At 68.3% G+C, this 23,713-nt stretch carries 15 protein-coding genes, 4 tRNA genes, 3 rRNA genes and 1 other RNA gene; 4 read left to right on the top strand and 19 right to left on the bottom strand.

Going from position 1 to position 23,713, the window contains the following annotated elements; all coding sequences use genetic code 11:
* Positions 1 to 1,919 (bottom strand): 30S ribosomal protein S1 (rpsA, locus tag IVW53_12920; protein ID MBF6606476.1); only part of this gene is annotated, 1,919 nt, incomplete at its 3' end.
* A gap of 204 nt (positions 1,920 to 2,123) precedes the next feature.
* Here rpsA and IVW53_12925 point away from each other — a divergent pair.
* Positions 2,124 to 2,999 (top strand): hypothetical protein, encoded by an 876-nt coding sequence (locus IVW53_12925; GenBank protein MBF6606477.1) that lies wholly within the window; start codon positions 2,124 to 2,126, stop codon positions 2,997 to 2,999.
* A 24-nt stretch (positions 3,000 to 3,023) separates the two neighbouring features.
* On the opposite strand, the gene IVW53_12930 is transcribed toward IVW53_12925, so the two are convergent.
* The 14 genes from IVW53_12930 to IVW53_12995 all read right to left on the bottom strand — a co-directional run bounded on the left by IVW53_12930 (position 3,024) and on the right by IVW53_12995 (position 13,971).
* Positions 3,024 to 3,932, bottom strand: a complete 909-nt coding sequence (locus IVW53_12930; protein ID MBF6606478.1) for a LysM peptidoglycan-binding domain-containing protein — start codon at positions 3,930 to 3,932, stop codon at positions 3,024 to 3,026.
* 91 nt (positions 3,933 to 4,023) lie between these two features.
* Positions 4,024 to 4,140 (bottom strand): 5S ribosomal RNA (gene rrf, locus IVW53_12935).
* 146 nt (positions 4,141 to 4,286) lie between these two features.
* Positions 4,287 to 7,360 (bottom strand): 23S ribosomal RNA (locus IVW53_12940).
* Positions 7,361 to 7,758: 398 nt separating this feature from the next.
* Positions 7,759 to 7,834: transfer RNA gene (locus tag IVW53_12945), tRNA-Ala, on the bottom strand.
* Positions 7,835 to 7,857: 23 nt separating this feature from the next.
* Positions 7,858 to 7,934, bottom strand: a tRNA-Ile gene (locus IVW53_12950).
* 265 nt (positions 7,935 to 8,199) lie between these two features.
* A 16S ribosomal RNA gene (locus IVW53_12955) occupies positions 8,200 to 9,699 on the bottom strand.
* Together the 16S, 23S and 5S rRNA genes with 2 tRNA genes alongside form the textbook arrangement of a ribosomal RNA operon.
* 309 nt (positions 9,700 to 10,008) lie before the next feature.
* Complete coding sequence (locus IVW53_12960; GenBank protein ID MBF6606479.1) at positions 10,009 to 10,194, bottom strand: hypothetical protein; 186 nt, start codon at positions 10,192 to 10,194, stop codon at positions 10,009 to 10,011.
* 2 nt (positions 10,195 to 10,196) lie between these two features.
* A complete protein-coding gene (gene recR, locus IVW53_12965; protein ID MBF6606480.1) occupies positions 10,197 to 10,814 on the bottom strand; it encodes a recombination protein RecR in 618 nt (205 codons plus the stop codon).
* Between the two features lie 11 nt (positions 10,815 to 10,825).
* Positions 10,826 to 11,131 carry a YbaB/EbfC family nucleoid-associated protein gene (locus IVW53_12970; protein ID MBF6606481.1) on the bottom strand — a complete coding sequence of 102 codons (306 nt, stop codon included), beginning with the start codon at positions 11,129 to 11,131 and terminating at the stop codon, positions 10,826 to 10,828.
* 91 nt (positions 11,132 to 11,222) lie between these two features.
* Complete coding sequence (dnaX, locus tag IVW53_12975) at positions 11,223 to 12,854, bottom strand: DNA polymerase III subunit gamma/tau (GenBank protein MBF6606482.1); 1,632 nt, start codon at positions 12,852 to 12,854, stop codon at positions 11,223 to 11,225.
* A gap of 104 nt (positions 12,855 to 12,958) precedes the next feature.
* Positions 12,959 to 13,221: signal recognition particle sRNA large type (ffs, locus tag IVW53_12980), an RNA gene on the bottom strand.
* Positions 13,222 to 13,264: 43 nt separating this feature from the next.
* Positions 13,265 to 13,352: transfer RNA gene (locus IVW53_12985), tRNA-Ser, on the bottom strand.
* Between the two features lie 40 nt (positions 13,353 to 13,392).
* Positions 13,393 to 13,478, bottom strand: a tRNA-Ser gene (locus tag IVW53_12990).
* Positions 13,479 to 13,524: 46 nt separating this feature from the next.
* On the bottom strand, positions 13,525 to 13,971 hold the full coding sequence (locus IVW53_12995) for a nucleoside deaminase (GenBank protein ID MBF6606483.1): 447 nt from the start codon (positions 13,969 to 13,971) through the stop codon (positions 13,525 to 13,527).
* Positions 13,972 to 14,095: 124 nt separating this feature from the next.
* On the opposite strand from IVW53_12995, the gene IVW53_13000 reads away from it, so the two are divergent.
* Positions 14,096 to 15,283, top strand: a complete 1,188-nt coding sequence (locus IVW53_13000; GenBank protein ID MBF6606484.1) for a 6-phosphofructokinase — start codon at positions 14,096 to 14,098, stop codon at positions 15,281 to 15,283.
* Positions 15,284 to 15,342: 59 nt separating this feature from the next.
* On the opposite strand, the gene IVW53_13005 is transcribed toward IVW53_13000, so the two are convergent.
* Complete coding sequence (locus tag IVW53_13005) at positions 15,343 to 16,302, bottom strand: NAD(P)-dependent oxidoreductase (GenBank protein ID MBF6606485.1); 960 nt, start codon at positions 16,300 to 16,302, stop codon at positions 15,343 to 15,345.
* Here IVW53_13005 and IVW53_13010 point away from each other — a divergent pair.
* Together IVW53_13010 and IVW53_13015 are read left to right on the top strand one after the other, a co-directional pair.
* Positions 16,286 to 17,155 (top strand): alpha/beta fold hydrolase, encoded by an 870-nt coding sequence (locus IVW53_13010; protein ID MBF6606486.1) that lies wholly within the window; start codon positions 16,286 to 16,288, stop codon positions 17,153 to 17,155. The two genes, IVW53_13005 and IVW53_13010, sit on opposite strands and share 17 nt — an antisense overlap.
* Positions 17,152 to 18,465, top strand: coding sequence for a hypothetical protein (locus IVW53_13015; GenBank protein MBF6606487.1), 1,314 nt, complete (start codon positions 17,152 to 17,154; stop codon positions 18,463 to 18,465). Before IVW53_13010 ends, IVW53_13015 begins: the two co-directional genes overlap by 4 nt.
* Before the next feature lie 6 nt (positions 18,466 to 18,471).
* On the opposite strand, the gene IVW53_13020 is transcribed toward IVW53_13015, so the two are convergent.
* The 3 genes from IVW53_13020 to IVW53_13030 are packed head-to-tail and all read right to left on the bottom strand — an operon-like array spanning position 18,472 to position 23,699.
* A complete protein-coding gene (locus IVW53_13020; GenBank protein ID MBF6606488.1) occupies positions 18,472 to 19,644 on the bottom strand; it encodes an iron-containing alcohol dehydrogenase in 1,173 nt (390 codons plus the stop codon).
* A 14-nt stretch (positions 19,645 to 19,658) separates the two neighbouring features.
* Positions 19,659 to 22,103 (bottom strand): GcvT family protein, encoded by a 2,445-nt coding sequence (locus tag IVW53_13025; GenBank protein ID MBF6606489.1) that lies wholly within the window; start codon positions 22,101 to 22,103, stop codon positions 19,659 to 19,661.
* Between the two features lie 60 nt (positions 22,104 to 22,163).
* Positions 22,164 to 23,699, bottom strand: a complete 1,536-nt coding sequence (locus IVW53_13030; GenBank protein MBF6606490.1) for a trimethylamine methyltransferase family protein — start codon at positions 23,697 to 23,699, stop codon at positions 22,164 to 22,166.
* Between the last annotated feature and the right edge of the window lie 14 nt (positions 23,700 to 23,713).

Genomic DNA, 23,713 nt, shown 5'->3' on the forward strand with positions numbered 1-23,713 from the left:
GGCTCGGGCTCGGGCTTCGGCTCGGGCTCGGGCTCGGGCTTCGGCTCGGGCTCGGGCTTCGGCTCGGGCTCGGGCTCGGGCTCGGGCTCGGGCTCGGGCTCGGGCTTCGGCTCGGGCTCGGGCTCGGGCTCGGGCTCGGGCTCGGGCTCGGGCTTCGGCTCGGGCTCGGGCTTCGGCTCGGGCTCATCGACGGGCACCGGTCCACCCGGCTCATCCGTGGCGGACGCCGGCGCCCCGGCGGCCTTCTCGGACGCGGCGAGCTGATCCCGGACCTGGGCGAAGGCGGCGGCGAGCGTGTTGTCGATGCCGCCCTCCGGCTCCTGCACGGCGTCCGACATCGAGTAGCTCCGCTCGGTACGCGGTCGCCGCTCGGTCCGTTCCGCCCGCTCCGTCCTCGGTGCCGGAGCGACCGGCTCGGGCCGCGCCGGCGGCTCCTCCGCCTGCTTCAGGCTGAGCCCGAGGCGATGCCGCTCGGAGTCGAGGGAGATGATCTTGAGCTTGAGCGTCTGACCTTCGTGCACGACGTCGCCCGGATGCGCCACGCGCTGGTGGGACAGCTCGCTGATATGGATGAGACCCTCGAGCCCGTCGCGCACCCGCACGAAGGCACCGAAGTTCACGAGCTTCGTCACCGTGCCGTCGATGATGTCGCCGACGTTGTAGTCGGCTACCGTCGAGTGCCACGGGTCCGGCTGGAGGCGCCGGATCGAAAGGCTGATCCGACCTCGCTCGTGGTTGATGTCGATGACCTCGGCCTCGACCTCCTCGCCGACCTTGTAGCCGGCCTCGGGGTTGTTGACCTTGTTCCACGAGAGCTCGCTCTTGTGGACGAGCCCATCGATCCCGCCGAGGTCGATGAACACGCCGAACGGCGCGATCGAGCGGACGGTCCCCGTGACCTTCTGGTTCACCTGGAGACTGCTGAACAGCTCGTCGCGCTTCTCGCGACGCTCCTCGTACAGGGCCACCTTCTCGGACAGGATGAGCCGGTTCGCCTTGCGGTTGACCTCGAGGATCTTGAGGCGAAGCTTCCGCCCCACGAAGGGCATGAGCTTTTCCGCGATCTCCTGTGCCGCATCGCGCGGCTGATCGTTCTGCGGGCGCCGCGGGAAGTCGACGATCTGGCTGATCGGCACGAAGCCGCGGATGCCGCAGTCGACGATGAGGCCGCCCTTGTTATGGTCGATGACCGGCGCCTCGATGATCACCCCGGCCTCGAACTGCTCCTGCATGGCCCGCCACTTGCGCTCGAGCCCGGCGCGACGCAGGGAAAGGACGACGTGACCTTCCTGCGACTCGGGTTGGAGGACATAGACGAGCACGGTGTCACCGACGTTGAGGGCAGGCGACGACTCCGCATTGCGGCCGTAGAGCTCGCGATTCGAGACGACTCCCTCGCTCTTCGCACCGATGTCGACGAGGATCTCGTCCTTGTCGATGCGTACGACGGTGCCCTCGACGACATCGCCGTGCTTGAAGCTCTTGATATCCGAGTCCTGCTCGGCGAGGAGCTCCTCCATCGTCGACGGCTCGGGGCCCGACCTCGCCGCAGACCGGGGCTCGGGGTCCGCAGCCGGCGCCTCCGCCATCTCGGACGGACTCACCTCGCCCGGGACCGCGCCCTCAGCAGTGGCCGGCTCGTCGGCCGCTGCTGACTCAGCGACGGCGACCAGCTCGGCCGTTGCCGCCTCCTCGGCCGTTGCCGGCTCCCCGGTTGCTGCCGGCTCCTCGGCGTCGGGTTCGGCGGAGAGGGATGACGCGGTCGTCTCCAACTCCGTCTCGGGATCATTCGCCGCGATCGTGGTGGCGGGCTCGTCGACGACGGCGACCGTCGCGACGGCTTCCTCAGACGCCGGCTCGGCGACCGGGGCGAGAGCCTCCGGTTCCGGCGCGGTCCCGCCCAACTGCTCTTCGGTCAACTGACGGTCACTCCTGTCTATGGATGGCCCCGGACAGGCGAACAGCTCGGGCGCCGCCCGAGCTGTCAGGATGATCAGCTGGTCCGTGCTTGCTGGGCCGCGGTCCGCTCCTCCTTGATCAAGGTCGGGAAGGCGTCTTCTTCTGTCCGGCGCTGAGGCCGGGAGAGTCTAGCACGGGGTCACCGCCGCTACAATTCGGATCCGATGCCCGAACTCCCCGACCTGACCATCGTCGCGGAGGCGTTCGACGCAGCGCTCAGCGGTCGCCTCGTTGTCGGCGCCCGAGCCCTCGCCCCCCTCGCACTCCGCGGTACGCCCGCCGAGCTCGCAGGGCTCGTGGACCAGACGGTTACCGGGATCACACGGCGCGGCAAGTTCCTCGTCATCCACCTCGGCCGCGACCGGGTCGTGGTCAACCCGATGCTCACCGGTCGGTTCCAGCTCGCGGGACCAGAGGAACGCCTTCCACCCAAGACCGCGGTCATCCTGCGGTTCGCCCGTCGGCAGGGCGGCCCCACCGCTCCGGCGCCCTGGACCGCGGGCGCAGCCTGGATGCCGGCCGACACGGCCGAGGTCGAGGTCCGCTATCGCGATCCGACCCAGATGGGAAAGGTGTATCTGCTGCCCGCCGGGATCGATCGCCCGGTTCCCGGCCAGGGGGTGGGCGAACAGGGTCCGGACGCGGATGACTCTGCACTCACGCTCGTCGAGTGGCGGAGCCGGATCCGGCGTCACCCGGGCGAACTGAAGAACCTCCTGCGCAACCAGGCGTTCGTCGCCGGGATCGGCAACGCGTACAGCGATGAGATCCTCCACGCCGCCCGGCTGCTCCCGTTCCGAAAGCGGTCCAGCCTTGCGGCCGAGGAGGTCGACGCGCTCTACGAGGCGACCCGCGCGACCCTGGCCCGAGCTCTCGACGTCCTGCGCGTGCGCGTCCCGCCGACATTCGAACGCCAGGTGCGCGACTTCCTCGCCGTCCACGACAAGGGTGGCGAGCCGTGCCCGCGGTGCGGGACCAGGATCACCGAGATCCGTCCCGGCGGATCGATCACCTCGTACTGTCGCGGCTGCCAGCGCTGATCGATCCTTCACCGGCCGCCTCCGTCACCGGATCTTCAGGACCTGACCCGGGTGGATGAGGCTCGGATCCGCGAGTCCGTTCAGCGCCTGGATCGCCGCGGCGGTCGTACCGAACCTCGCGGCGATCGAACTGAGCGTGTCGCCCGGGCGCACGACGTACGTCACGGCGGCGGAGGGACTCGGACCTTGGGTCGCCGCACCCGTCGGCGCGGGGGTCGTGCTCGGCGTCGGCCGGGGGGTCGCGACCGGTCGGGGCGACGGAGTCGGAGCGGGCGACGATGCCGCTGGCGACGGAGTCGGAGCGGGCGACGGTCCGACACTTCCGACGACCGCGGGCGCGACGCTCGGCGATGCGGCCACGCCGACCGAAAGCGTGGCGGTCGCGCTCGGCGCCGCGATCGCCCCCGACGACGTGGAGGATCCGAGGCGTGCGAGCGCGATCGCCACCACCGCGACGGCCAGCAGAGCGACGAGCGCGAGCTGCCCGATCCCTCGCGAGCTGGTCGTCGCGACGGCCGGCAGCGAGGGGCGCACACGTTCGAGGAGCACCGGCGTGGTGGATGGGTACCGCCGTCCCGCGACGCTCGGCGGATCCGTCCGCACATCCGCACGCCCGCGCGCCACCGCGGCGAGGTACGTGGCGCACTCGGGGTGGGTGGCGGTCAGGCAGAGGCGTCGCTGCTTGTCCAGGGAGAGGCGGACGGGCGGCGCCACCGCCGTGCAGCGATGCTCACGCATCGGCATGGCAGCGCGCCACGCGCGATTCTCCGTGGCGAGGAACGGGCAGAGACGGGTCGGCGCGCCGGATGGTCCAGGTTGTCCGACCGTCGCGTCGCGGGGATCCGACTCGACGGTTGATCCTCGCTCGATCCCGGCATCCACGCCACGCGCTTCAGGGCCCGCGACCGTCTCGAGTCCGGCGTCCGTCGTCATCGACAGGAGTCTAACGGCGCGCAGGCCAGAGCCTCATGTCACGCTCGCGGCACCCGGGCTTGGTCGTGTCGGCACCTTGAAAACGCCAAAATCCTGGCGACGACCTATTTTCCCGAAAGGCTGCCCTCTCAGTATCTTCGGCGCTGGAGAGCTTAACTTCCGTGTTCGGGATGGGAACGGGTGTGGCCTCTCCGCTAGGGTCACCAGGATTCTGTGCGTCTGGATGTTTCGGCGGTCGCGGCGGTCGCGCTGAAGGCGCGGCCGGCCATCTCGGAGAACTTCGATCCCTCGTCGTTGTGCGCCGAGGCGCACGGATCATCTCGATGCAGCACTGACGCCTGGTCAGTTGCTGAAGAGGTCAAGCCCTCGACCATTAGTACAGCTCAGCTTCATCCGTCACCGGACTTCCACATGCTGCCTATCGAACAGGTGGTCTCCCTGCGGTCTTACCCGGTTGACCCGGTGGGGAACCTCATCTTGAGGCGAGCTTCGCACTTAGATGCTTTCAGCGCTTATCCCGACCGAACGTAGCTACCCAGCAGTGCCCTTGGCAGGACAACTGGCACACCAGCGGTTCGTCCACTCCGGTCCTCTCGTACTAGGAGCAGCTCCTCTCAAGTTCCCTTCGCCCACGATGGATAGAGACCGAACTGTCTCACGACGTTCTGAACCCAGCTCGCGTGCCGCTTTAATTGGCGAACAGCCAAACCCTTGGGACGTACTTCCGCCCCAGGATGCGACGAGCCGACATCGAGGTGCCAAACGGTGCCGTCGATGTGAACTCTTGGGCACCATCAGCCTGTTATCCCCGGGGTAGCTTTTATCCGTTGAGTGATACCCCTTCCACTCGGAGGTACCAGATCACTAAGCCCGACTTTCGTCTCTGCTCGACTTGTAGGTCTCGCAGTCAAGCTCCCTTATGCCTTTGCACTCTTCGGCTGGTTTCCATTCAGCCTGAGGGAACCTTTGGGCGCCTCCGTTACTCTTTAGGAGGCGACCGCCCCAGTCAAACTGCCCGCCTGACACTGTCCTGCGCCCGGATAACGGGTCGCGGTTAGAAACAAGATCCAACAAGGGTGGTATTTCAACGTCGGCTCCACCGAGGCTAGCGCCCCAGCTTCTCAGCCTCCCACCTATCCTACACAAGCTAAATCTCGATCCAATGTCAGGGTGCAGTAAAGCTCCACGGGGTCTTTTTGCCCTATCGCGGGTAACCTGCATCTTCACAGGTACTTCAATTTCGCCGGGTCCCTCGTTGAGACAGCGCCCAGATCGTTACGCCATTCGTGCGGGTCGGAACTTACCCGACAAGGAATTTCGCTACCTTAGGACCGTTATAGTTACGGCCGCCGTTTACCGGGGCTTCGATTCAGAGCTTGCACCCCTCCTCTTAACCTTCCGGCACTGGGCAGGCGTCAGCCCCTATACGTCAGCTTTCGCTTTCGCAGAGACCTGTGTTTTTGCTAAACAGTCGCCTGGGCCTTTTCACTGCGGCTTCGATCGACCACTGCAAGCAGCGGCCTCGAAGCGCCCCTTATCCCGAAGTTACGGGGCCATGTTGCCGAGTTCCTTAACGAGGGTTCTCCCGATCGCCTTGGTATTCTCTACCCGCCTACCTGTGTCGGATTGCGGTACGGACACCTTGGATCTCGCTAGACACTTTTCTTGCCAGCTCGGCTCACTCGAATCGGGGCATGCGCCCCTCTCATTCGCTGCTCGGGGTTGAAACTGAGGGGACGGATTTACCTGTCCCCTCCCCCTACCGGCTTAGACGCGTATAGCCAAAAACGCGCTCGAGCTACCGTGCCGTGTCATGCCCTTGCTCTCACCTGGGCTCGGCTCCCGGACTCGACCGACTTTCGTCGGCCAACCTCCGTTCACCTACCCCCAGGCGACACCTTGCGGTGCACACGATCCTTGGTGGTTCCGGAATATCAACCGGATGTCCATCGCCTACGACGTTCGTCCTCGGCTTAGGCCCGACTAACCCTGAGCGGACAAGCCTTCCTCAGGAAACCTTAGGCTTACGGCGTGTGAGATTCTCACTCACATTGCGCTACTCATGCCGACATTCGCACTTCCGTCCACTCCAGCCGTCCTCACGGTCGACCTTCACTGCTGACGGAACGCTCCCCTACCACTCCCCGACCGGCAAGCCGATCGAGAAGTCCGTAGCTTCGGTACCAAGCTTGAGCCCCGCTGAATTTTCGGCGCAGATCCACTTGACCAGTGAGCTGTTACGCACTCTTTCAATGATGGCTGCTTCTGAGCCAACATCCTGGTTGTCGATGCAGATCCACATCCTTTACCACTTAGCTTGGATTTAGGGACCTTAGCTGACGGTCCGGACTGTTTTCCTCTTGACCACGAAGCTTAGCCCTCGCAGTCTGACTCCCGGGCTCTTGAATCGCGGGATTCGGAGTTTGGTTGGGTTTGGTAAGCGGGAAGCCCCCTAGCCCATCCAGTGCTCTACCCCCGTGATTGAACGCCCGAGGCTAGCCCTAAAGCTATTTCGGGGAGAACCAGCTATCTCCGAGTTCGATTGGCATTTCACCGCTATCCACAGCTCATCCCCTAGCTTTTCAACGCTAGTGAGTTCGGGCCTCCACGGGACATTACTCCCGCTTCACCCTGGCCATGGATAGGTCACTCGGTTTCGGGTCTACTGCACGCGACTCGACGCCCTGTTCAGACTCGCTTTCGCTCCGGCTCCGTCCTTCGCGGACTTAACCTCGCCACGTGCACGTAACTCGTCGGCTCATTCTTCAAAAGGCACGCCATCAGGCTACCGATCACTCGGCAACACCCTCTGACTGCTTGTAGGCACGAGGTTTCAGGTACTATTTCACTCCCCTTCCGGGGTGCTTTTCACCTTTCCCTCACGGTACTTGTTCACTATCGGTCGCCAAGAGTATTTAGCCTTGGACGGTGGTCCGCCCAGATTCCCACATGAGAGACCTTCCACGTGGTACTCAGGTGGCCGATCACGGAGACCATCTCGCTTTCGCCTACGGGGCTGTCACCCTCTCTGGCCGGCCTTTCCTGACCGGTTCGACTAGCGAATGGTTTTGTGACTCCGCCGAGACCCGGCAGGGCCTCGAAGATCGACTCCTACAACCCCCACTCAGAAACGGCTGCCGCCTATCGCGCTGAGTGGGTTTGGGCATGTTCCCGTTTCGCTCGCCACTACTCAGGGAATGTATCTCTTTTCCTCCAGCTACTGAGATGTTTCAGTTCGCTGGCTTACCTCCTCCTGGCCTATTTGGTTCAGCCAGGGGTGACTGGGCATGACCCCAGACGGGTTTCCCCATTCGGACATCTCCGGATCAACGTCTGCTCGCGACTCCCCGAAGCTTTTCGCAGCCTGCCACGTCCTTCATCGGCTCTTGGCGCCAAGGCATCCACCCCGTGCCCTTTGTAGCTTGACCCCCCTCAGCACCTGGCCAGGACGGCCAGCGCGATGAGCGGGGATCGGGATGATCCTTCTAACGACTCGGCGAAATCGAAGTTCTTCGATTGCCGAAACATATCCAGTTGGTAAGGTGCGACCGAGTCATCGGTCTCCATCCCGGCGCTGCGTCGAGATGTCCCAGCGATCCGCTGGTCGGTGGCCTTCACGTCGCGGACGGCAAGGACACGGATCAGGGGCTCGCTCGGGGGCCGGACGCGGGACGACGGCTCGAGAGCCAGTTCTCAAGCCGTCGACGTGGACAGCGCCTGGGGACCCGAGGGTCGTCTCGGGGTTCGACCCGAGCTCTTCAATTCATCGTTTGTGCTGTCTCGTTCAGTGCGAGGATCCTCCAGACGATCCCAGCGGCCGGGCGAATGGTGGAGACGAGGAGACTCGAACTCCTGACCCTCTCCTTGCAAAGGAGATGCTCTGCCGGCTGAGCTACGTCCCCGTTGCCTTGACCGTGGACGGACGTGGTGGGCGTTTCTGGACTCGAACCAGAGACCTCTGCCTTATCAGGGCAGTGCTCTAACCAGCTGAGCTAAACGCCCGCCGTGGCGGTGCCGACCGCGATGGCCGACACATGTGTCGCCGCCGGCGGCTGCACCATCAACCCTTGAAGAGTGGCAGGAAACCCGTCTCGATGTCCGTACGGTTCGGTGTGTTTCGCCAAGGTCGCGATCGGTCTGTGAACCGGTCCCGAAGGACCGCTCCACCGCGCCCCACCCATGGCGGGGGACACGAATGACCGTGCGATCAACCTGGAAGTCTTGAGCGCCGGCACCCCACCGAGGGTTCCGACTGACGACTCCCTAGAAAGGAGGTGATCCAGCCGCACCTTCCGGTACGGCTACCTTGTTACGACTTCGTCCCAATCACCGATCCCACCTTCGACGGCTGCCTCCTTGCGGTTGGCCCACCGGCTTCGGGTGTTACCAGCTTTCATGACGTGACGGGCGGTGTGTACAAGGCCCGGGAACATATTCACCGCCGTGTGCTGACCGGCGGTTACTAGCAACTCCGGCTTCACGCAGGCGAGTTGCAGCCTACGATCCGAACTGAGACCGGCTTTAAGGGATTCGCTCCACCTCGCGGTTTCGCAGCCCGTTGTACCGGCCATTGTAGCGTGGGTGTAGCCCAGGACGTAAGGGCCATGCTGACTTGACGTCATCCCCACCTTCCTCCGAGTTTCTCTCGGCAGTCCCGTGTGAGTGATACAACACACAGTAGGGGTTGCGCTCGTTGCGGGACTTAACCCAACATCTCACGACACGAGCTGACGACAGCCATGCAACACCTGTGGCCAGGCCCCTTGCGGGGAGACGACGTTTCCGCCGTTGTCCTGGTCATGTCAAGCCCTGGTAAGGTTCTTCGCGTTGCGTCGAATTAAACCCCACGCTCCGCTGCTTGTGCGGGCCCCCGTCAATTCCTTTGAGTTTTAGCCTTGCGGCCGTACTCCCCAGGCGGGACACTTAATGCGTTAGCTTCGGCACTGGCGGGGTTGATACCACCAACACCTAGTGTCCATCGTTTACGGCTAGGACTACCGGGGTATCTAATCCCGTTTGCTCCCCTAGCTTTCGCGCCTCAGCGTCAAGAACAGGCCAGGAAGTCGCCTTCGCCACTGGTGTTCCTCCCGATATCTACGCATTTCACCACTACACCGGGAATTCCACTTCCCTCTCCTGCCTTCCAGTCGATCAGTATCGAGTGACCCTCCCCAGTTGAGCCGGGGGCTTTCACACTCGACTTGAACGACCGCCTGCGCGCGCTTTACGCCCAGTAAATCCGGACAACGCTTGTCACCTACGTATTACCGCGGCTGCTGGCACGTAGTTAGCCGTGACTTATTCGTCAGGTACCGTCATTATCGTCCCTGAAAAAAGAGGTTTACAACCCGAAGGCCTTCATCCCTCACGCGGCGTTGCTGCGTCAGACTTTCGTCCATTGCGCAAAATTCCCGACTGCTGCCTCCCGTAGGAGTCTGGGCCGTGTCTCAGTCCCAGTCTGGGTGATCGTCCTCTCAGACCACCTACCGATCGTCGCCTTGGTGAGCCGTTACCCCACCAACGAGCTAATCGGACGCAGGCCCCTCCCGAAGCGCCTTGCGGCTTTACTGGTGTGATCGAACACACCACCACATGCGGTATTAGCCACCCTTTCGGGCAGTTATTCCCCACTTCGGGGCAGGTCACCCACGCGTTACTCAGCCGTCCGCCACTAACGACCAGAGCGAACCCCGATCGTCCGTTTGACTTGCATGTCTCATGCACGCCGCCAGCGTTTATCCTGAGCCAGGATCAAACTCTCCAAAAAGTGCACGACCTTGCGGCCGTGACGAGTCTCGAAGGGTCTGTCCGTTCGCACATCCTTCCGGATTTCCTACCACTCTTCAGTTGTTAAGGTGCAGCGCCCCGATGGCGTGACCGCCACCGGCGCAGAGCCCCAAGGATGAGGCTTCGGAACCGGAGTGTCAAACCGAACCGCTGCCCGGGCGAGTCGCGCGGGCCAGACCTCGATCGACGATCGCGGTCCGGGTCGGAGCACAACGGAAGCGGATGATACGGATCGGCCACGCGGGCGTCAAACGACCGTCGGCGTGAGTACCTGCGACGCCCGGACGGATCAGATCGGGCTCGTCTCCACGAGGAGCACGAACGCCGCGGCGGCGATCCAGCAGAGGAGCGCGAGTTCCAGCGACTCGGCGGCGCCGAGCGGTCCGGTGAGCACGACGTAGAGGAGCCCGCCGAGCACGACGGCCACGACCGCCTTGGCCGCGCGGAGCAGGATCTCGGATGCGAGGTTGCTCACCGTCAGACGGCGCGACGGCCCTGGAGGGCCCGGATGAGCGTCACCTCGTCGGCGTATTCGAGATCGCCCCCGACGGGGATCCCGCGGGCGATGCGCGTCACCGCACCGACGACACCCGCAAGTCGTTCGGCGAGGTACATCGCCGTCGCCTCCCCCTCGAGCGTCGGATTGGTGGCGATGATCACCTCTTCGAACGGCAGTCCTTCCGCCCTGGCGACGTCGGCCCGGGCGAGGAGCTCACGGATCCGAAGTCGGTCGGGACCGATCCCGTCGATCGGTGAGATCGCGCCGTGGAGAACGTGATACAGGCCCCGGAATTCGCCGGTCCGGTCGAGCGCGAGCACGTCGAGGGGTTCCTCCACGACGCAGAGCCGCCGTTGGTCGCGGCCCGGGTCGGTGCAGATCGAGCAGAGCGGCGTCTCGCTGATGTTGAAGCACCGCTCGCAGAAGACGACGCGGTCGCGGACCGCGATGAGCGCGGCCGCGAGCGTGCGCGCCTCCGAGTCGGGGCCGCGGAGGAGCTGGTAGGTGAGCCGTTGCGCGGTCTTCGGCCCGATGCCGGGCAGCCGCGCGAACGCCTCGATGAGGCGGGCGACAGGCTCGATGAGGGGGGCAGCCACCGTGGAGACGACTACAGGCCCGGGATCCGGAGGCCGCCCGTCACGGCCGCCATCTTCGCCTGCTCGAGGTCGCGCGACGCGCGCAGCGCGTCGTTCACGGCGGCGACGACGAGGTCCTGCAGCATCTCGACGTCGGCGGGGTCGACGGCGGTCGGGTCGATCGTGAGCGATCGGAGCTCCTGCTTGCCGGTCACCGTGGCCCGGACGACGCCTCCGCCCGCCGAACCGTCGACGGTCGCCGCGGCGAGCTCCTCCTGGACGCGGAGCATCTGCTGCTGCATCTGTTGCGCCATGCGCTGCAGGTTCGCCATCCCCATCGGGCTCGTCCTCCTTTCAGCATCGGTCGACCGCGCCAAGTCTGCGCGAAGCCGGGCGGTCCTGCAGGCCTCGGCGGAGCGACGGTCGGCGTCAGTTCACCTCGCCGACGTCGGCGAGGTCATCGGCGAAGATCCGACGCGCCTCGGCGATCAAGCGGTCGGCGTCCGCGTCGACGGACACCGCGGGTGCGATCTCGACGTTCGTCGCCACGAATCGGACGCTCACGGGACCCCCGGTCCGGGCGGCGATCCCCTCCTCGACGGTGGCACGGCGGCGCTCGAGGGCGCTGCGAAGGAACGCCTGGTGCTCCGGGAACCCGAGTGTCACGATGCGGCCCTCGACGGCGATCGGGCGACATGCCGTGATCAGTGGCTTCACCGCCGGCTGGGCGCTGAGGTCGGCGACGATCTCGGGCCAGCGAGCCAGGAGCATGGCGAGCGAGGGATCCGCCAGGGTCGTCGTGTCGGCCGGGACAGCGAGGGCGTTGGGCGTCGGCGTCGGCGTCGGTGTCGGCGTCGCGGAAGGGACGGGGGGGACGGCGGTCGCGGATCGAACGCCGGGCGACCCGCTCGGTCGCGGTCCAGAGGGACGTGGCGGTCGGGGAGCGGCGAGCACCTCGGCCGGCACGGAAGGGACCTCGACGGCGGGTGGCGGTACGCCGGGCGCCGAGGGCGGGTCGCGATCGATCCGCTCCAGCAGAGCGAGGTCGAGCTGGAATCGAAGACCACCGGGGCCGACCCTCGCCGGGTCGATCGCGGCGAGTCGGCGACCGATCGAGGCGAGCCGCCGCGGGGACCTGTCCCCCGACGTCGCGCCCGCATCGAGACCGGCGACGAGGAGCGCCCGGATCGACTCGAGGACCTGGTCGAGGAAGACCCGGGGATCGCGTCCGTGTTCCTCGAGCTCGTCGAGGACGGTCATCCCGGCCAGCGGGTCCGGCGTGAGCAACGCGTCGACGAAGTGCCGTACCGTGTCTTCCGCCGCGAGCCCGAGCAGGTCGCGGACCCGGTCCGCCGTCAGCCGATCGTCGCCGCCGGTGAGGAGCTGATCGAGCATCGACTCCGCGTCCCGCATCCCGCCCGCGGCGAGTCGGGCGATGAGATCCACGGCATCCTCGTCGCTCTCCCGGTCGCTCGACTCGAGGATCCGGCGGAGCTTGCCGGCGATCTGCGGGACCGTCAGGCGCCGGAAGTCGAAGCGCTGGACGCGCGACAGAACCGCCGGTCTGATCCCACTGGCGTCCGTCGTGCAGAAGATGAAGGCGACGTGGTCGGGTGGCTCCTCGAGGGTCTTGAGCAGGACGTCCCAGCCCTCCCTGATCCGCTGGACCTCATCGATGATGAAGACCTTGCGGCGAAGGTCGGACGGGGCGGTCGCCGTCCGCGACAGGAGCTCGCGCATGTCATCGACGCGGTTGTTGGAGGCAGCATCGAGCTCCGCCACATCGAGGGCGGTCCCGTCCCTGATGGCGACGCAGGCGACGCAGCGGTCGCACGGCTCGCCGTCGCGAAGGTCCGTGCAGTTGAGGGCCTTGGCCACGATCCGCGCCATCGACGTCTTGCCGGTCCCGCGCGGGCCCACGAACAGCAGGCCGTGAGCGAGCCGACCCGTGCGGACCGCATTGCGGATCGCGCCGACCGCGGCGTCCTGACCGACGATGCCGGCGAAGGTCTGGGCTCGCCAGATCCGATAGAGCGCCCGATGGGGAACGGACGGGATCACGGCACTCCTGAGGTCCGGGCTCGGCCGGCCCGGTGGGCTCCTCCGGACCGGAGTCCGGGGGCGATCGGCGCGGGCCCGCCCGACGACGACCGAGTCGCGATGCGCCGTGCACCCTCCGTCGATCCGGTCTTCTCGATGCCCACCCTTCCGGGCGACTCGGACCAGGCCGTTCCGCGGCACCCGACGCTCATCGCTTAGTGCTGCTTCCTTCCGGACCTGACACGATTCACGAGTCGCCGCTGCGCGGGACCCGGTCCTCGACGTCGTTCGGATGGCGGCTGTCGAGAACGGGGACCTCGGGAGGGGATTCAGCCCTGCTGGAGCGGATTGCAGGTACAGGGCACCGCTAGTTCCCCGCCTAGCACGGCCCGCGAAGCATACAGGACCGGCGGCTCGGAGCCCCGAGGTGGTGGCGGAGAGGGCGGGATTTGAACCCGCGATGGGTTGCCCCATACCGCATTTCCAGTGCGGCGCCCTAGGCCACTAGGCGACCTCTCCGCGGACGCGCGACGACGCGGGATCCGGTGCGTCCGGTTGCTGGCGGAGAGGGCGGGATTCGAACCCGCGGTGCTTTCGCACACCGCTTTTCGAGAGCGGCACCATCAACCACTCGGACACCTCTCCGCCGCAGAGGATACCAAAGCGGCCGCGGAGCCCCGCTCGCGAGCGCCTAGGCTCGCGCGGGCAGCGGGCCGGCGAAGAGCTCCTCCACCTCGTCGCGACGGATGCCGCTCACGACCTTGAGACGGCGCGGCAGGCCGGCGTGCTGGGCGAGCTGGAGGACGCTGCCCGCCGCTCCCTCGAGCGGATCCGGCAGGGCGAAGACGAGTGCCTCGACATCGCTCTGAAGCAGGGCCCCGACGCACATCGCGCAGGGTTCCATCGTCGTGAAGACCGTGGCATCGCTGAGTTCGGCGGTCCCGAGCCGGCGGCTCGCCTCGCGGAGCGCCACGATCGTGGCATGCGCGGTCGGGTCGTTGGTCTCGCGGACACGGTCATGGGCCCGGGCGACCATCGCGTCATGCACGACGACCACCGCGGCGATCGGACGATCGCCGAGCCCGAGCGCGAGATGAGCCTCGGCGAGCGCCTCGCCCATGAACAACTCGTAGTTCATCCGGCCGATCATACAGGTCCGTCCCGCGGTCGCGGACGAGGGGCGTCGAGGCGCTAGGATTCGGGCCGAACATCGAGGCAGCGGACAGCGGCGCTGGGTGGCGGGGCGGACTGGAGTGGAGACGATGGCACGACGGCGGATCGGCATCCTCACCGGGGGTGGCGACGTCCCGGGGCTCAACTCGGTCATCAAGAGCGTGACCTACCGGGCGACCGAGCAGGGATACGAGGTCCTCGGCATCCGGCGTGGGTGGGAGGGCCTCACCCATGGGCGACGCCTGGCGGACGGTTCGGCCGATCCACTGTACGCACGCCCCCTCGACCGGACGAACACGCGCGCCATCGACCGGACGGGCGGTACCGTCCTCCACACCTCGCGGACGAATCCGCGCACGATGCGCGAGGCGGCACTGCCGCGCTGGTTGTCAGCCGAGCAGCGCATGGCCCTCCGGGTCGACGAGGATCGCTACGACCTCACCCCGCTCGTCCTCGACCACATCCGCGAGCTCGGACTGGACCAGCTCGTCACGATCGGCGGCGACGACACGCTTTCGTTCTCGCACGTCCTCGTCGACCACGGCGTGCCGCTCATCGCGATCCCGAAGACGATGGACAACGACGTCCAGGGGACCGAGTACTGCATCGGCTTCTCCTCGGCGATCACCCGGGCGAAGGAGCTCATCGATCGTCAACGGACCACGCTCGGCTCCCACGAACGGATCGGCGTGTTCCGGATCTTCGGCCGCGACGCCGGCTTCTCCGCCCTCTTCACCGCCTACGTCTCGTCGGGCCGCTGCGTGATCCCCGAGGCGCCGTACGACCTCGACGCCCTCGCCACCCTCCTCGCCGCCGATCAGGAGGCGAATCCGTCGCGCTACGCGTTCGTCATCACCGCCGAGGGCGCGATCTGGCAGGGAGCGCGGATGGTCGACATCGGTGAGGCGGACGCCTTCGGCCACCGCCACAAGGCCAACGTCGGTGAGGCGCTGGCGGCCGAGCTCAGGTCGCGGACGGGCATCGAGACCGTGGCATCGGAGCTCACCTACGACCTCCGCAGCGGACAGCCGGACATGCTCGACCAGCTCGTCGCGACGACCTTCGCCAACATCGCGATGGATCTCCTGGCCGACGGAGTCAGCGGCCGGATGGTCGCCATCCGCGATGGGAAGTACGACCACGCGCCGCTCCCCGACCCGGCACTCGGCGCCCGTCGCGTGGACGTCGCCACGCAGTACAACGTCGAGCGGTTCCGTCCCCAGTACGCGGCCCGCCTCGGCGAACCGATCCTCCTCTCGACGCCACTGGGTGTCTGACCGTCGCGGTGACCGGCCGGCGCCCGACGGAGCGGACTGATGGACATACGCGGGGCGCATCAGTCGAGACCGGAGAGCGTGCGGATGGTCCGCGCCAGGTTCGACATGTCCTCGTCGCCGTAGCCACGAGCGACGAGTCCGTTCTCGAGCTGCGCCGCGAGGCCCGCGAGGGGAAGGACGGCACCCACCTCTCGTGCCATCGCGAGGGCGATACCGAGGTCCTTGAGGTGAAGACGGGTCTTGAACCCGAGCGGGTAGTCGTTGGCGAGCATCCGGGAGCTGCGATTGGCGAGGATCCAGCTCGACGCGACGCCGCCGCCAAGCGCCGCGACCACCTGCTCGGTGTCGAGGCCGGCCTTGATGGCGAGCACGAGGCCCTCGGCCACCGCGAGGTATACGCCGGCGATCACGACCTGGTTGACCGCCTTCACGGCCTGGCCGGAGCCCGCCGGACCGAAGTGGGTGATCGTCGTTCCGAGTCGTTCGAGGATGGGGCGGGCGCGGGCGACGTCGGCCGCCTCGCCACCGCAGAAGATCGTGAGGCTCGCCTTCCGGGCGCCCTCGCTTCCTCCGGAGACGGGCGCATCGACGAACCCGGCGCCGAGCACTGCCAACCGAGCGGCGAACGACCGGGTGGCGAGCGGACTGATCGTCGAGTGATCGATGACGAGGGTACCCGGGGCGATGCCGCCCGCGACGCCATCCGGTCCGAAGAGCACCTCCTCGACGTCCGGCGTGTCCGAGACGCAGATGAGGACGATGGCGCTCGAACGGGCGAGGTCGCCCGGGGTGGATGCTTCGGTGGCACCCGCGGCGGCGAGCTCCGCCGCCCGGCCGGGAGTCCGGTTCCAGACGGCGACTGGGTGGCCGGCGCGCACGAGATGGCCGGCCATCGCGGCGCCCATCGTCCCGAGACCGATGAACCCCAGGCGTTCCATGTGCCCTCCTCCGTCGACGGCCCTGCCCGGAGAGCGTATCCGAGATGGCCGGTACCATGGCCGGGTGCGCACGGACCGCATCGCGGTGGCGAAGGACGTCACGCTGGCGCTCGATCGATGGGAGCCCGCCGACGTGCCCGCGAGGGCGACCGTCCCCGGCCCGATGTTCCTGCTCGTCCACGGGCTCGCCTCCAACGCACGTCTGTGGGACGGTGTCGCCGAGCGGTTGGCCGCCGCGGGTCATGCGGTCACAGCCGTGGATCTCCGCGGTCATGGTCGGTCGAGCAAGCCCGACGCCGGATATGACGTGCCGACGGTCGCCGGCGACCTCGCCCGGCTCATCGAGGTGGCCGGCCTGGAGCGTCCGATCGTCGGCGGCCAGTCATGGGGCGGCAACGTCGCCGTCGAGCTCGCCGCCCGGCATCCCGCCATCGTGCGCGGGATCGCCTGCATCGACGGCGGATGGATCGACCTCCAGTCGGCGTTCCCGGACTGGGACGCCTGCCGGGCGGCGCTCGCCCCGCCCCGCCTCGCCGGTCGACGACTCGCCGAGGTCGACGGCTGGATCCGGGCCGCGCACCCCGCCTGGCCCGAGTCGGGGATCCGCGGGTCGCTCGCCAACCTCGAGGTGCTGGCCGACGGGACCGTGCGTCCGTGGCTGACGTTCGAGCGCCACCTCCTCGTCCTCCGCGGCCTCTGGGACCATCGTCCCGCGGGGCTCTACCCGGCCATCGACGTCCCGGTCCTCCTCCTCGCGGCCGAGTCGACGGCCGGCGCCGAGCCGGCGAAGCACCGGACGGTCGATGCCGCGTCCGCTGCGCTCCATCGGTCGAGGACCAGGTGGTTCATCGGCGATCACGACATCCACGCCCAGTTCCCGGACGAACTGGCTGATGTGCTGGCCTCCATGACGTCCGCGGGAGCGCCCCAATGAGCGGGCCGCGGATCCTCGCGATCATGGGCTCAGGGGAGACCGGGCCGACGATGGCGAAGGTCCACCGGGCGCTGTTCGACCTCCTCGAGCGGGACGCGCCGGCAACCATCCTCGACACGCCGTACGGCTTCCAGGAGAACGCCGACGAGATCAGTCGGCGGACGGTCGAATACTTCAGGACGAGCGTCGGACGGGCCGTCGGCGTCGCGACGTACCGAGCCGCCGACCTGCCGACGATCGTCACCGCGACTGCCGTCGCCCGGATCGCCGCGGCGTCGCTCGTGCTGGCCGGGCCCGGCAGTCCGAGCTACGCGCTCCGTCAATGGGCCGGCGGGCCGATCCCGGAGGCGCTGGCCGCGAAAGCCCTCGGCGGCGGCATCCTCACCATGGCGAGTGCTGCGGCGCTCACGCTCGGGATCGTGACGATCCCCGTCTACGAGATCTACAAGGTCGGCGCGGCGCCTTCGTGGCTCGACGGCCTCGATCTGCTCGGCCGCGCGACCGGGCTGCGGGCAGCCGTCGTCCCCCACTACGACAATGCCGAGGGCGGCACCCACGACACGCGGTTCTGCTACATGGGCGAGCGCCGTCTCCGGGTGCTCGAGCGGGACCTGCCCGAGGGGGCATTCATCCTCGGCGTGGACAGCCACACGGCACTCATCCTCGATCTCGCACGGGGCTCCGCCCGTGTCGCCGGACTCGGCGGGGTCACGGTCCGGGTGGCGGGCCAGAGCACGGTCTTCCCGCACGGGACGGAGACGCGGATCGCGTCCTTCGAGGCGGCGGCGATGGAGCTGCGAAAAGGGTCCGGCGTCAGCGGGGTCGCCGGCTGGTCCGGGCGGCCGGACCCGTCGAACGACGACGCCGACGCGGCAGGATCGACCGACGGGCCCACGATCCCGTCAGGGCCCGCTTCGCTCAGCGATGCGGTCGCGCAGCACGAGGCGGCGACCGCCGAGGCGCTCGCCGGCGGCGAGGTCGGCGGCGTCGTGGCAGGACTCCTCGATCTCGACGAGCTCATCGAGCGGCGCGTGCGTGCCGGCGAGGACAATCCGGAGATCGACATCTCCCGGACGACCTTCCGCGCGCTGCTCGTCCGTCTCGGCGATCTGGCCGGGCACGCCGACCCGGCGCCCGACGTCATCCTTCCGCTCGTGCGGACGCTCGTCGAGCTCCGATCGCGGGCCCGCGCGGCCGGCGACTGGGCGACCGCGGATCTCATCCGTTCGAGCCTGCTCGAGGCGGGGGTGGAGGTCCACGATGCGCCTGCGGGGTCGACCTGGACGGTCGGGGGATCGGCCCAGCGCTGACCGGGGTCAGCCGGCGACGAGACCGAGGATCACTGCGACCTCGTCCGCCGTCGGCATCCGTGGCGTGTTGGCGATCGCCGCGTCGTCGAGGGCGTCGCGGACGATCGTCGGGTGCACCTCGTCCCTGATCCCGAGATCGCGGAGCGTTCGCCGCTGGCCGACGGCGTCGATGAGGCGACGGACGGCGTCGACGGCCGCGACGGCGCCGTCCTCTGCCGATACGTTCGGGGCGACGGCGCCGAGGGCGACCCCGACGAGCGCCAGCTCGCGCGCCCGGACGGGGAGATCGAAGGCGAGGACCGCCGGAAGGACTGCCGCCAGTGCGGTCCCATGGGGCAGGTGACCCCGCGCGCCGATCGAATGACCGAGCGCGTGGACGAGGCCGACGCCCGTGCCACTCGCCTGGCCGACGCCGGCGAGGTGCGCGGCGAACAGGAGCCTGCTCCGGGCCTCGAGATCCGAGCCATCGGCGACCGCGCGTGGCAACCACTCCACGACGGTCCGGATGACGGCGAGGGCGATCGCCTCGGCGAACGGGTTGGGGTTCCGCGAGAGGAGCGATTCGAGGGCGTGCGTCATCGCGTCGATCCCGGTCGCCGCGGTCGGTGCCGGCGGCAGGCCGAGCGTGAGGGCGGGGTCGAGGACGCAGGCGACCGGGAGCAGGCTCGGATGTCCGATGTAGCCCTTCCGTCCGACCGCGTCGTCCGTGATGACCCCGAAGCTGTTGGTCTCCGCCCCGGTCCCCGCCGTGGTCGGCACCGCGACGAGCGGGCGGCCGGGCTCGAGCGCCGGATCGTCGTAGCCGAGATCCCAGATCCCGCCATCGTTGACGGCGAGCAGGGACACCGCCTTCGCGGTGTCCATCGCCGACCCGCCGCCGACGGGGACGACGACGGCCCCGTCCGTGCCGAAGCGCCGGAACGCGGCCGCGCCGCGCTCCACGGTGCGCGTGCCCGGATCCGGCTCCACCCCGTCGAACAGTCCGGTCTCGATGCCGCCGTTCGCGAGGGCCGCCCGCACCCGGTCGGCGACGCCGGCCGCGACGACGCCCGCGTCGGTGACGATGAACGCGCGACTCGCGCCGTTCGCAGCGACGAGCGCGGGCAGCCGCTCGACGGCTCCCACGCCGAAGCGGACGGTGTCGCGGAGGACGAGATCGATGGCGCGATCGGCGAGCAACGGTGGGTTTCTCCTTACTGGCGCATGCGCGTGCCGCTCGGATCGTAGATCGGGCCGACGTGGAGTCGCGCCGGCCGCCGACGACCGATGATCTCGACCTCGAACGCGGTGCCCTCGCCGAGCGCCGCGAGCGAGGCGGGCACATACCCGAGGGCGACCGAGGCTCGGCTGTGGTGGGCGTAGCCGCCCGACGTCACCCAGCCGACGACGGCACCGTCGTGCCAGATCGGCTCGTCGCCGATCACGTCCGCCGGATCGTCAGGATCGGGTTCCACCACGAGCGTCACGAGCCGGCGAACCGGCCCCGTCGCCGCCTCGCTCTCGTACGCGCCGCGGCCGACGAACGCATGGTCGAGCCGCACGTAGTGGCCGATCCCGGCTTCGGCCGGCGTGTAGATCGGCCGGTACTCGCGGAACCAGGTTCCGAAGCCCTTCTCGAGCCGGAGGGACATGAGCGCCCGCAGGCCGAAGAGGCGGACGCCGTGTGCAGCGCCGGCGTCCATGAGCAGGTCGTACAGCGCACGCTGGCATTCGGGCGCGACCCAGATCTCGTAGCCGAGCTCCCCGCTGTAGGAGAGGCGCCCGACCCGGGCGGGGATCATCCCGACATCCACCCGCCGGAAGTCCATGAACCGGAACGCCGGGGTCGACAGGTCCGTCCGGGTCACGGACTGCAGCACCTCCCGCGACCGCGGACCGGCGACCGAGAGGCCGACGAGCCCGAGCCCGAGGACCGCGAAGTCGACGCTCCCGTCGGACGGGAGATGGGCAAGGAACCAGCGGCTGTGGTGCACCTCGGCGACCTGCGAGCCGAACAGGAGGAACTCCTCGTCACCCGTCCGAGCGACCGTGAACTCGCCGATGATGCGACCGTGTGGTTCGAGCATCGCGGTGAGACCGATCCGCCCGACCGTCGGCAGCCGGTTCGTCAGCAGGCTTGACAGCCACGCCGGCGCCCCGGGCCCGGCGACGCGGTACTTGGCGAAGTTCGAGATCTCGATGAGACCGACCCGCTCCCTGACGGCCTCGCACTCGCCGGCGACCTGCGCCCACGCGTTCGAGCGGCGGAACGTCACGTCCTCGACCGGGGATCGGCCCGCCTCCTGGAACCAGAGGGCGTGCTCGAGGCCGAAGGACGCACCCCAGACCGCGTTCGCCGCAGACAGCCGGTCGTGGATCGGCGTCGTGAGGAGAGGCCGCGCGGCCGGGAGCTCCTCATTCGGGAACGTGATCCGGAAGCGGCGAGCGTAGTTCTCGCGGACCCGCGCGTTCGTGTAGCCGAGCGTCGCGTAGTCGCCATAGCGGGCCACATCCATGCCCCAGATGTCCATGCCCGGATCGTCTTCCACCATCCACGTGGCGAGGGCCAGCCCGACGCCACCGCCCTGCGAGAGCCCGGCCATCACGGCGCAGGCGACCCAGTAGTTCCGCAGGCCGCGGACCGGCCCCACGAGCGGGTTGCCGTCCGGCGAGAACGTGAACGGGCCGTTGACGACGCGTCGAATCCCGGTCGTCGCCAGCGCCGGGTAGTGCTCGAAGGCGACCTGGAGCTCCGGCGCGATCCGCTCGAGGTCCGGGCCGAGGAGACGCGGTCCGAAGTCCCATGGCGTCTCGACCGGAGACCACGGGACGCACGCCTGCTCATACGTCCCGAGCAGCATCGCCCCGCCCTCCTGGCGGATGTAGATCTCGCCGCCGAAGTCGAGCGCCATCGGCATCTCCCGGCCGGTCGCGGCCATGTGCGCCGCCACCTCCGGCATGTCCTCCGTCACGACGTACATGTGCTCCATCGCGAGGACCGGCAGCTCGAGTCCCACCATCCGGCCGACCTCGCGAGCCCAGAGCCCGCCGGCGTTGACGACGTGTTCGGCGTGGATCGTCGTGCCGCCGCCGGTGTGGACGTCCCACGTCCCGTCCGGCCGCTGGCCGAGCGCGTCGACCCATGTGTGGCGGTGGATCTCGGCGCCCGCCTGCCGGGCGGCGATCGCGTAGGCGCGAGTCACGCCGGACGGGTCGACGTGGCCCTCCACCGGGTCGTACAGGGCGCCGACGAAATGCCGCTCGTCGAGGAGCGGAAAGAGGCCCTTCGCCTCGGCCGGCGTGATGAGCTCGAGGTCCATTCCCAGGTAGCGGCCGCGGGCCTGCGCCATCCGCAGGAAGTCCATCCGGACCTCCGTGTCGGCGAGCATGAGGCCGCCGGGCAGGTGGATGCTGCAATCCTGGCCGGAGATCCGCTCGATCTCTTCGTACAGCCTGATGGTGTACTGCTGGAGCTTCGAGACGTTGGGGTCGCCGTTGAGGGTGTGCATGCCGCCCGCCGAATGCCACGTCGAGCCGGAGGTGAGCTCCATCCGTTCGAGCAGCATCACGTCCGTCCAGCCCGCCTTCGTGAGGTGGTAGAGGACGCTGCAGCCGACGACCCCTCCACCGATGACGACGACCTGGGCCGAGGACTTCACGCCGGTTCCTTTCGCGCTCGATCAGGGTGGACGACGGACCGCGACGGGTCCGCTCGACGGCTAATAGTCGGTGGGCACGCCGCCCTCGGCCGTCCGGCGGGCGACGAACGCCGCGAGCTCCGCCTCGACGGCCGGGTCCATCGGCGGCGGTTCATAGGCCGCGAGGAGCTCCTTGACGATCCGGTTCGCCTTGCCGGCGGCCTCCGGACTGCCGGCCTCCTGCCACGACTCGTAGTTCCGCCAGTCCGAGAGCATGGGCCGGTGGAAGGCCGTCCTGAACCGCGCCTGGGTGTGAGCCGCCCCGAAGAAGTGGCCGCCCGGCCCGACCTCGCGCACGGCGTCGAGTCCGAGGGTGTCGTCGTCGACGACGACCGGATCGAGGAAGGCGGCGACCATCTGGAGGAGCTCGGCGTCGATGATCATCTTCTCGAAGCCGGCGTGGAGGCCGCCCTCCATCCAGCCCGCCCCGTGCATGAGGAAGTTGACCCCGCCCATGGTCGCGCCCCACAGGGAGAAGACGGACTCGTATGCCGCCTGGGCGTCGAGCGAGTTCGCGGCCGAGACGTTCGACGAGCGGTAGGGCAGGCCGTAGCGGCGGGCGAGCTGGCCGCCGATCATGGCCGTCCGCATGTACTCCGGCGTGCCGAAGGCGGGGGCCCCCGACTGCATGTCGACGTTCGAGGTGAACCCGCCGTAGACGACCGGTGACCCGGGCCGGACGACCTGGGTCATGACCACGCCGGCGAGCGCCTCCGCGTTCTGCTGGGCGAGCGCCCCCGCGAGCGTCACGGGTGCCATCGCCCCGGCCAGGGTGAACGGGGTCATGACGATGACCTGGTTGCGGGCCGAGAACTCGAGGATTCCCTGCAGCATCGGGGCGTCGAGCCGGAGCGGCGAGCTGGAGTTGATGACGGTGAAGATGGACGGCTCACGGTCGAGCGCGGCGTCGTCCACGCCGCGGGCGATCCGGACCATCTCGAGGCAGTCCTCGTTGCGGCGGCGTCCCAGGCTGTAGGCGTGGATCGGCTTGTCCGAGAGGGTGAGGGCGTCGAACGTCGCCTCGAGGTGGCGGATCGACGGATGGAGGTCAATCGGCTCGACGGGGTAGCCGGCGATGAAGTGCACGACATTGAGCATCTGGGCGAGGCGGATGAGGTTCCGGTAGTCGGTCCGATTGCCGACCCGCCGCCCCCCGTCGAGGTCGAACGCGTTCGGGGCGCTCGCGACGGACCCGAAGGCGACGAAGTCCTCGCCGATGCGCAGGTCGTGGTCGGGATTCCGGGCGTGGAAGGTGAACGCGGACGGGGCGCTGCGGATACGTTCGAGGACCATCGCGCGGTCGAATCGGACGCGCTGCGAACCGGGCTCCAGGCGGGCGCCGGCGGCAGCGAGGAGGTCGCGCGCCTCGGCGTCGAGGAAATCCATCCCGATCTCCTCGAGGATCCGCAGCGACGTGTTGTGGATGGCCTCGAGCTCGTCCGCGGAGACGACCTCCGTCGGCGGATAGCGGAGGCGAGGCTGGCCCCACGGCCGTTGCGGCGGGAGCCGGCTCCGTTCGCCGCCGGCGTGGCCTCCGGCCCGCCGGCGGCGCGTCACCGCGGCACCGGTCT

It is taken from the genome of Chloroflexota bacterium (assembly GCA_015478725.1).
In the GTDB taxonomy this organism is placed as follows: Bacteria; Chloroflexota; Limnocylindria; order Limnocylindrales; family CSP1-4; genus C-114.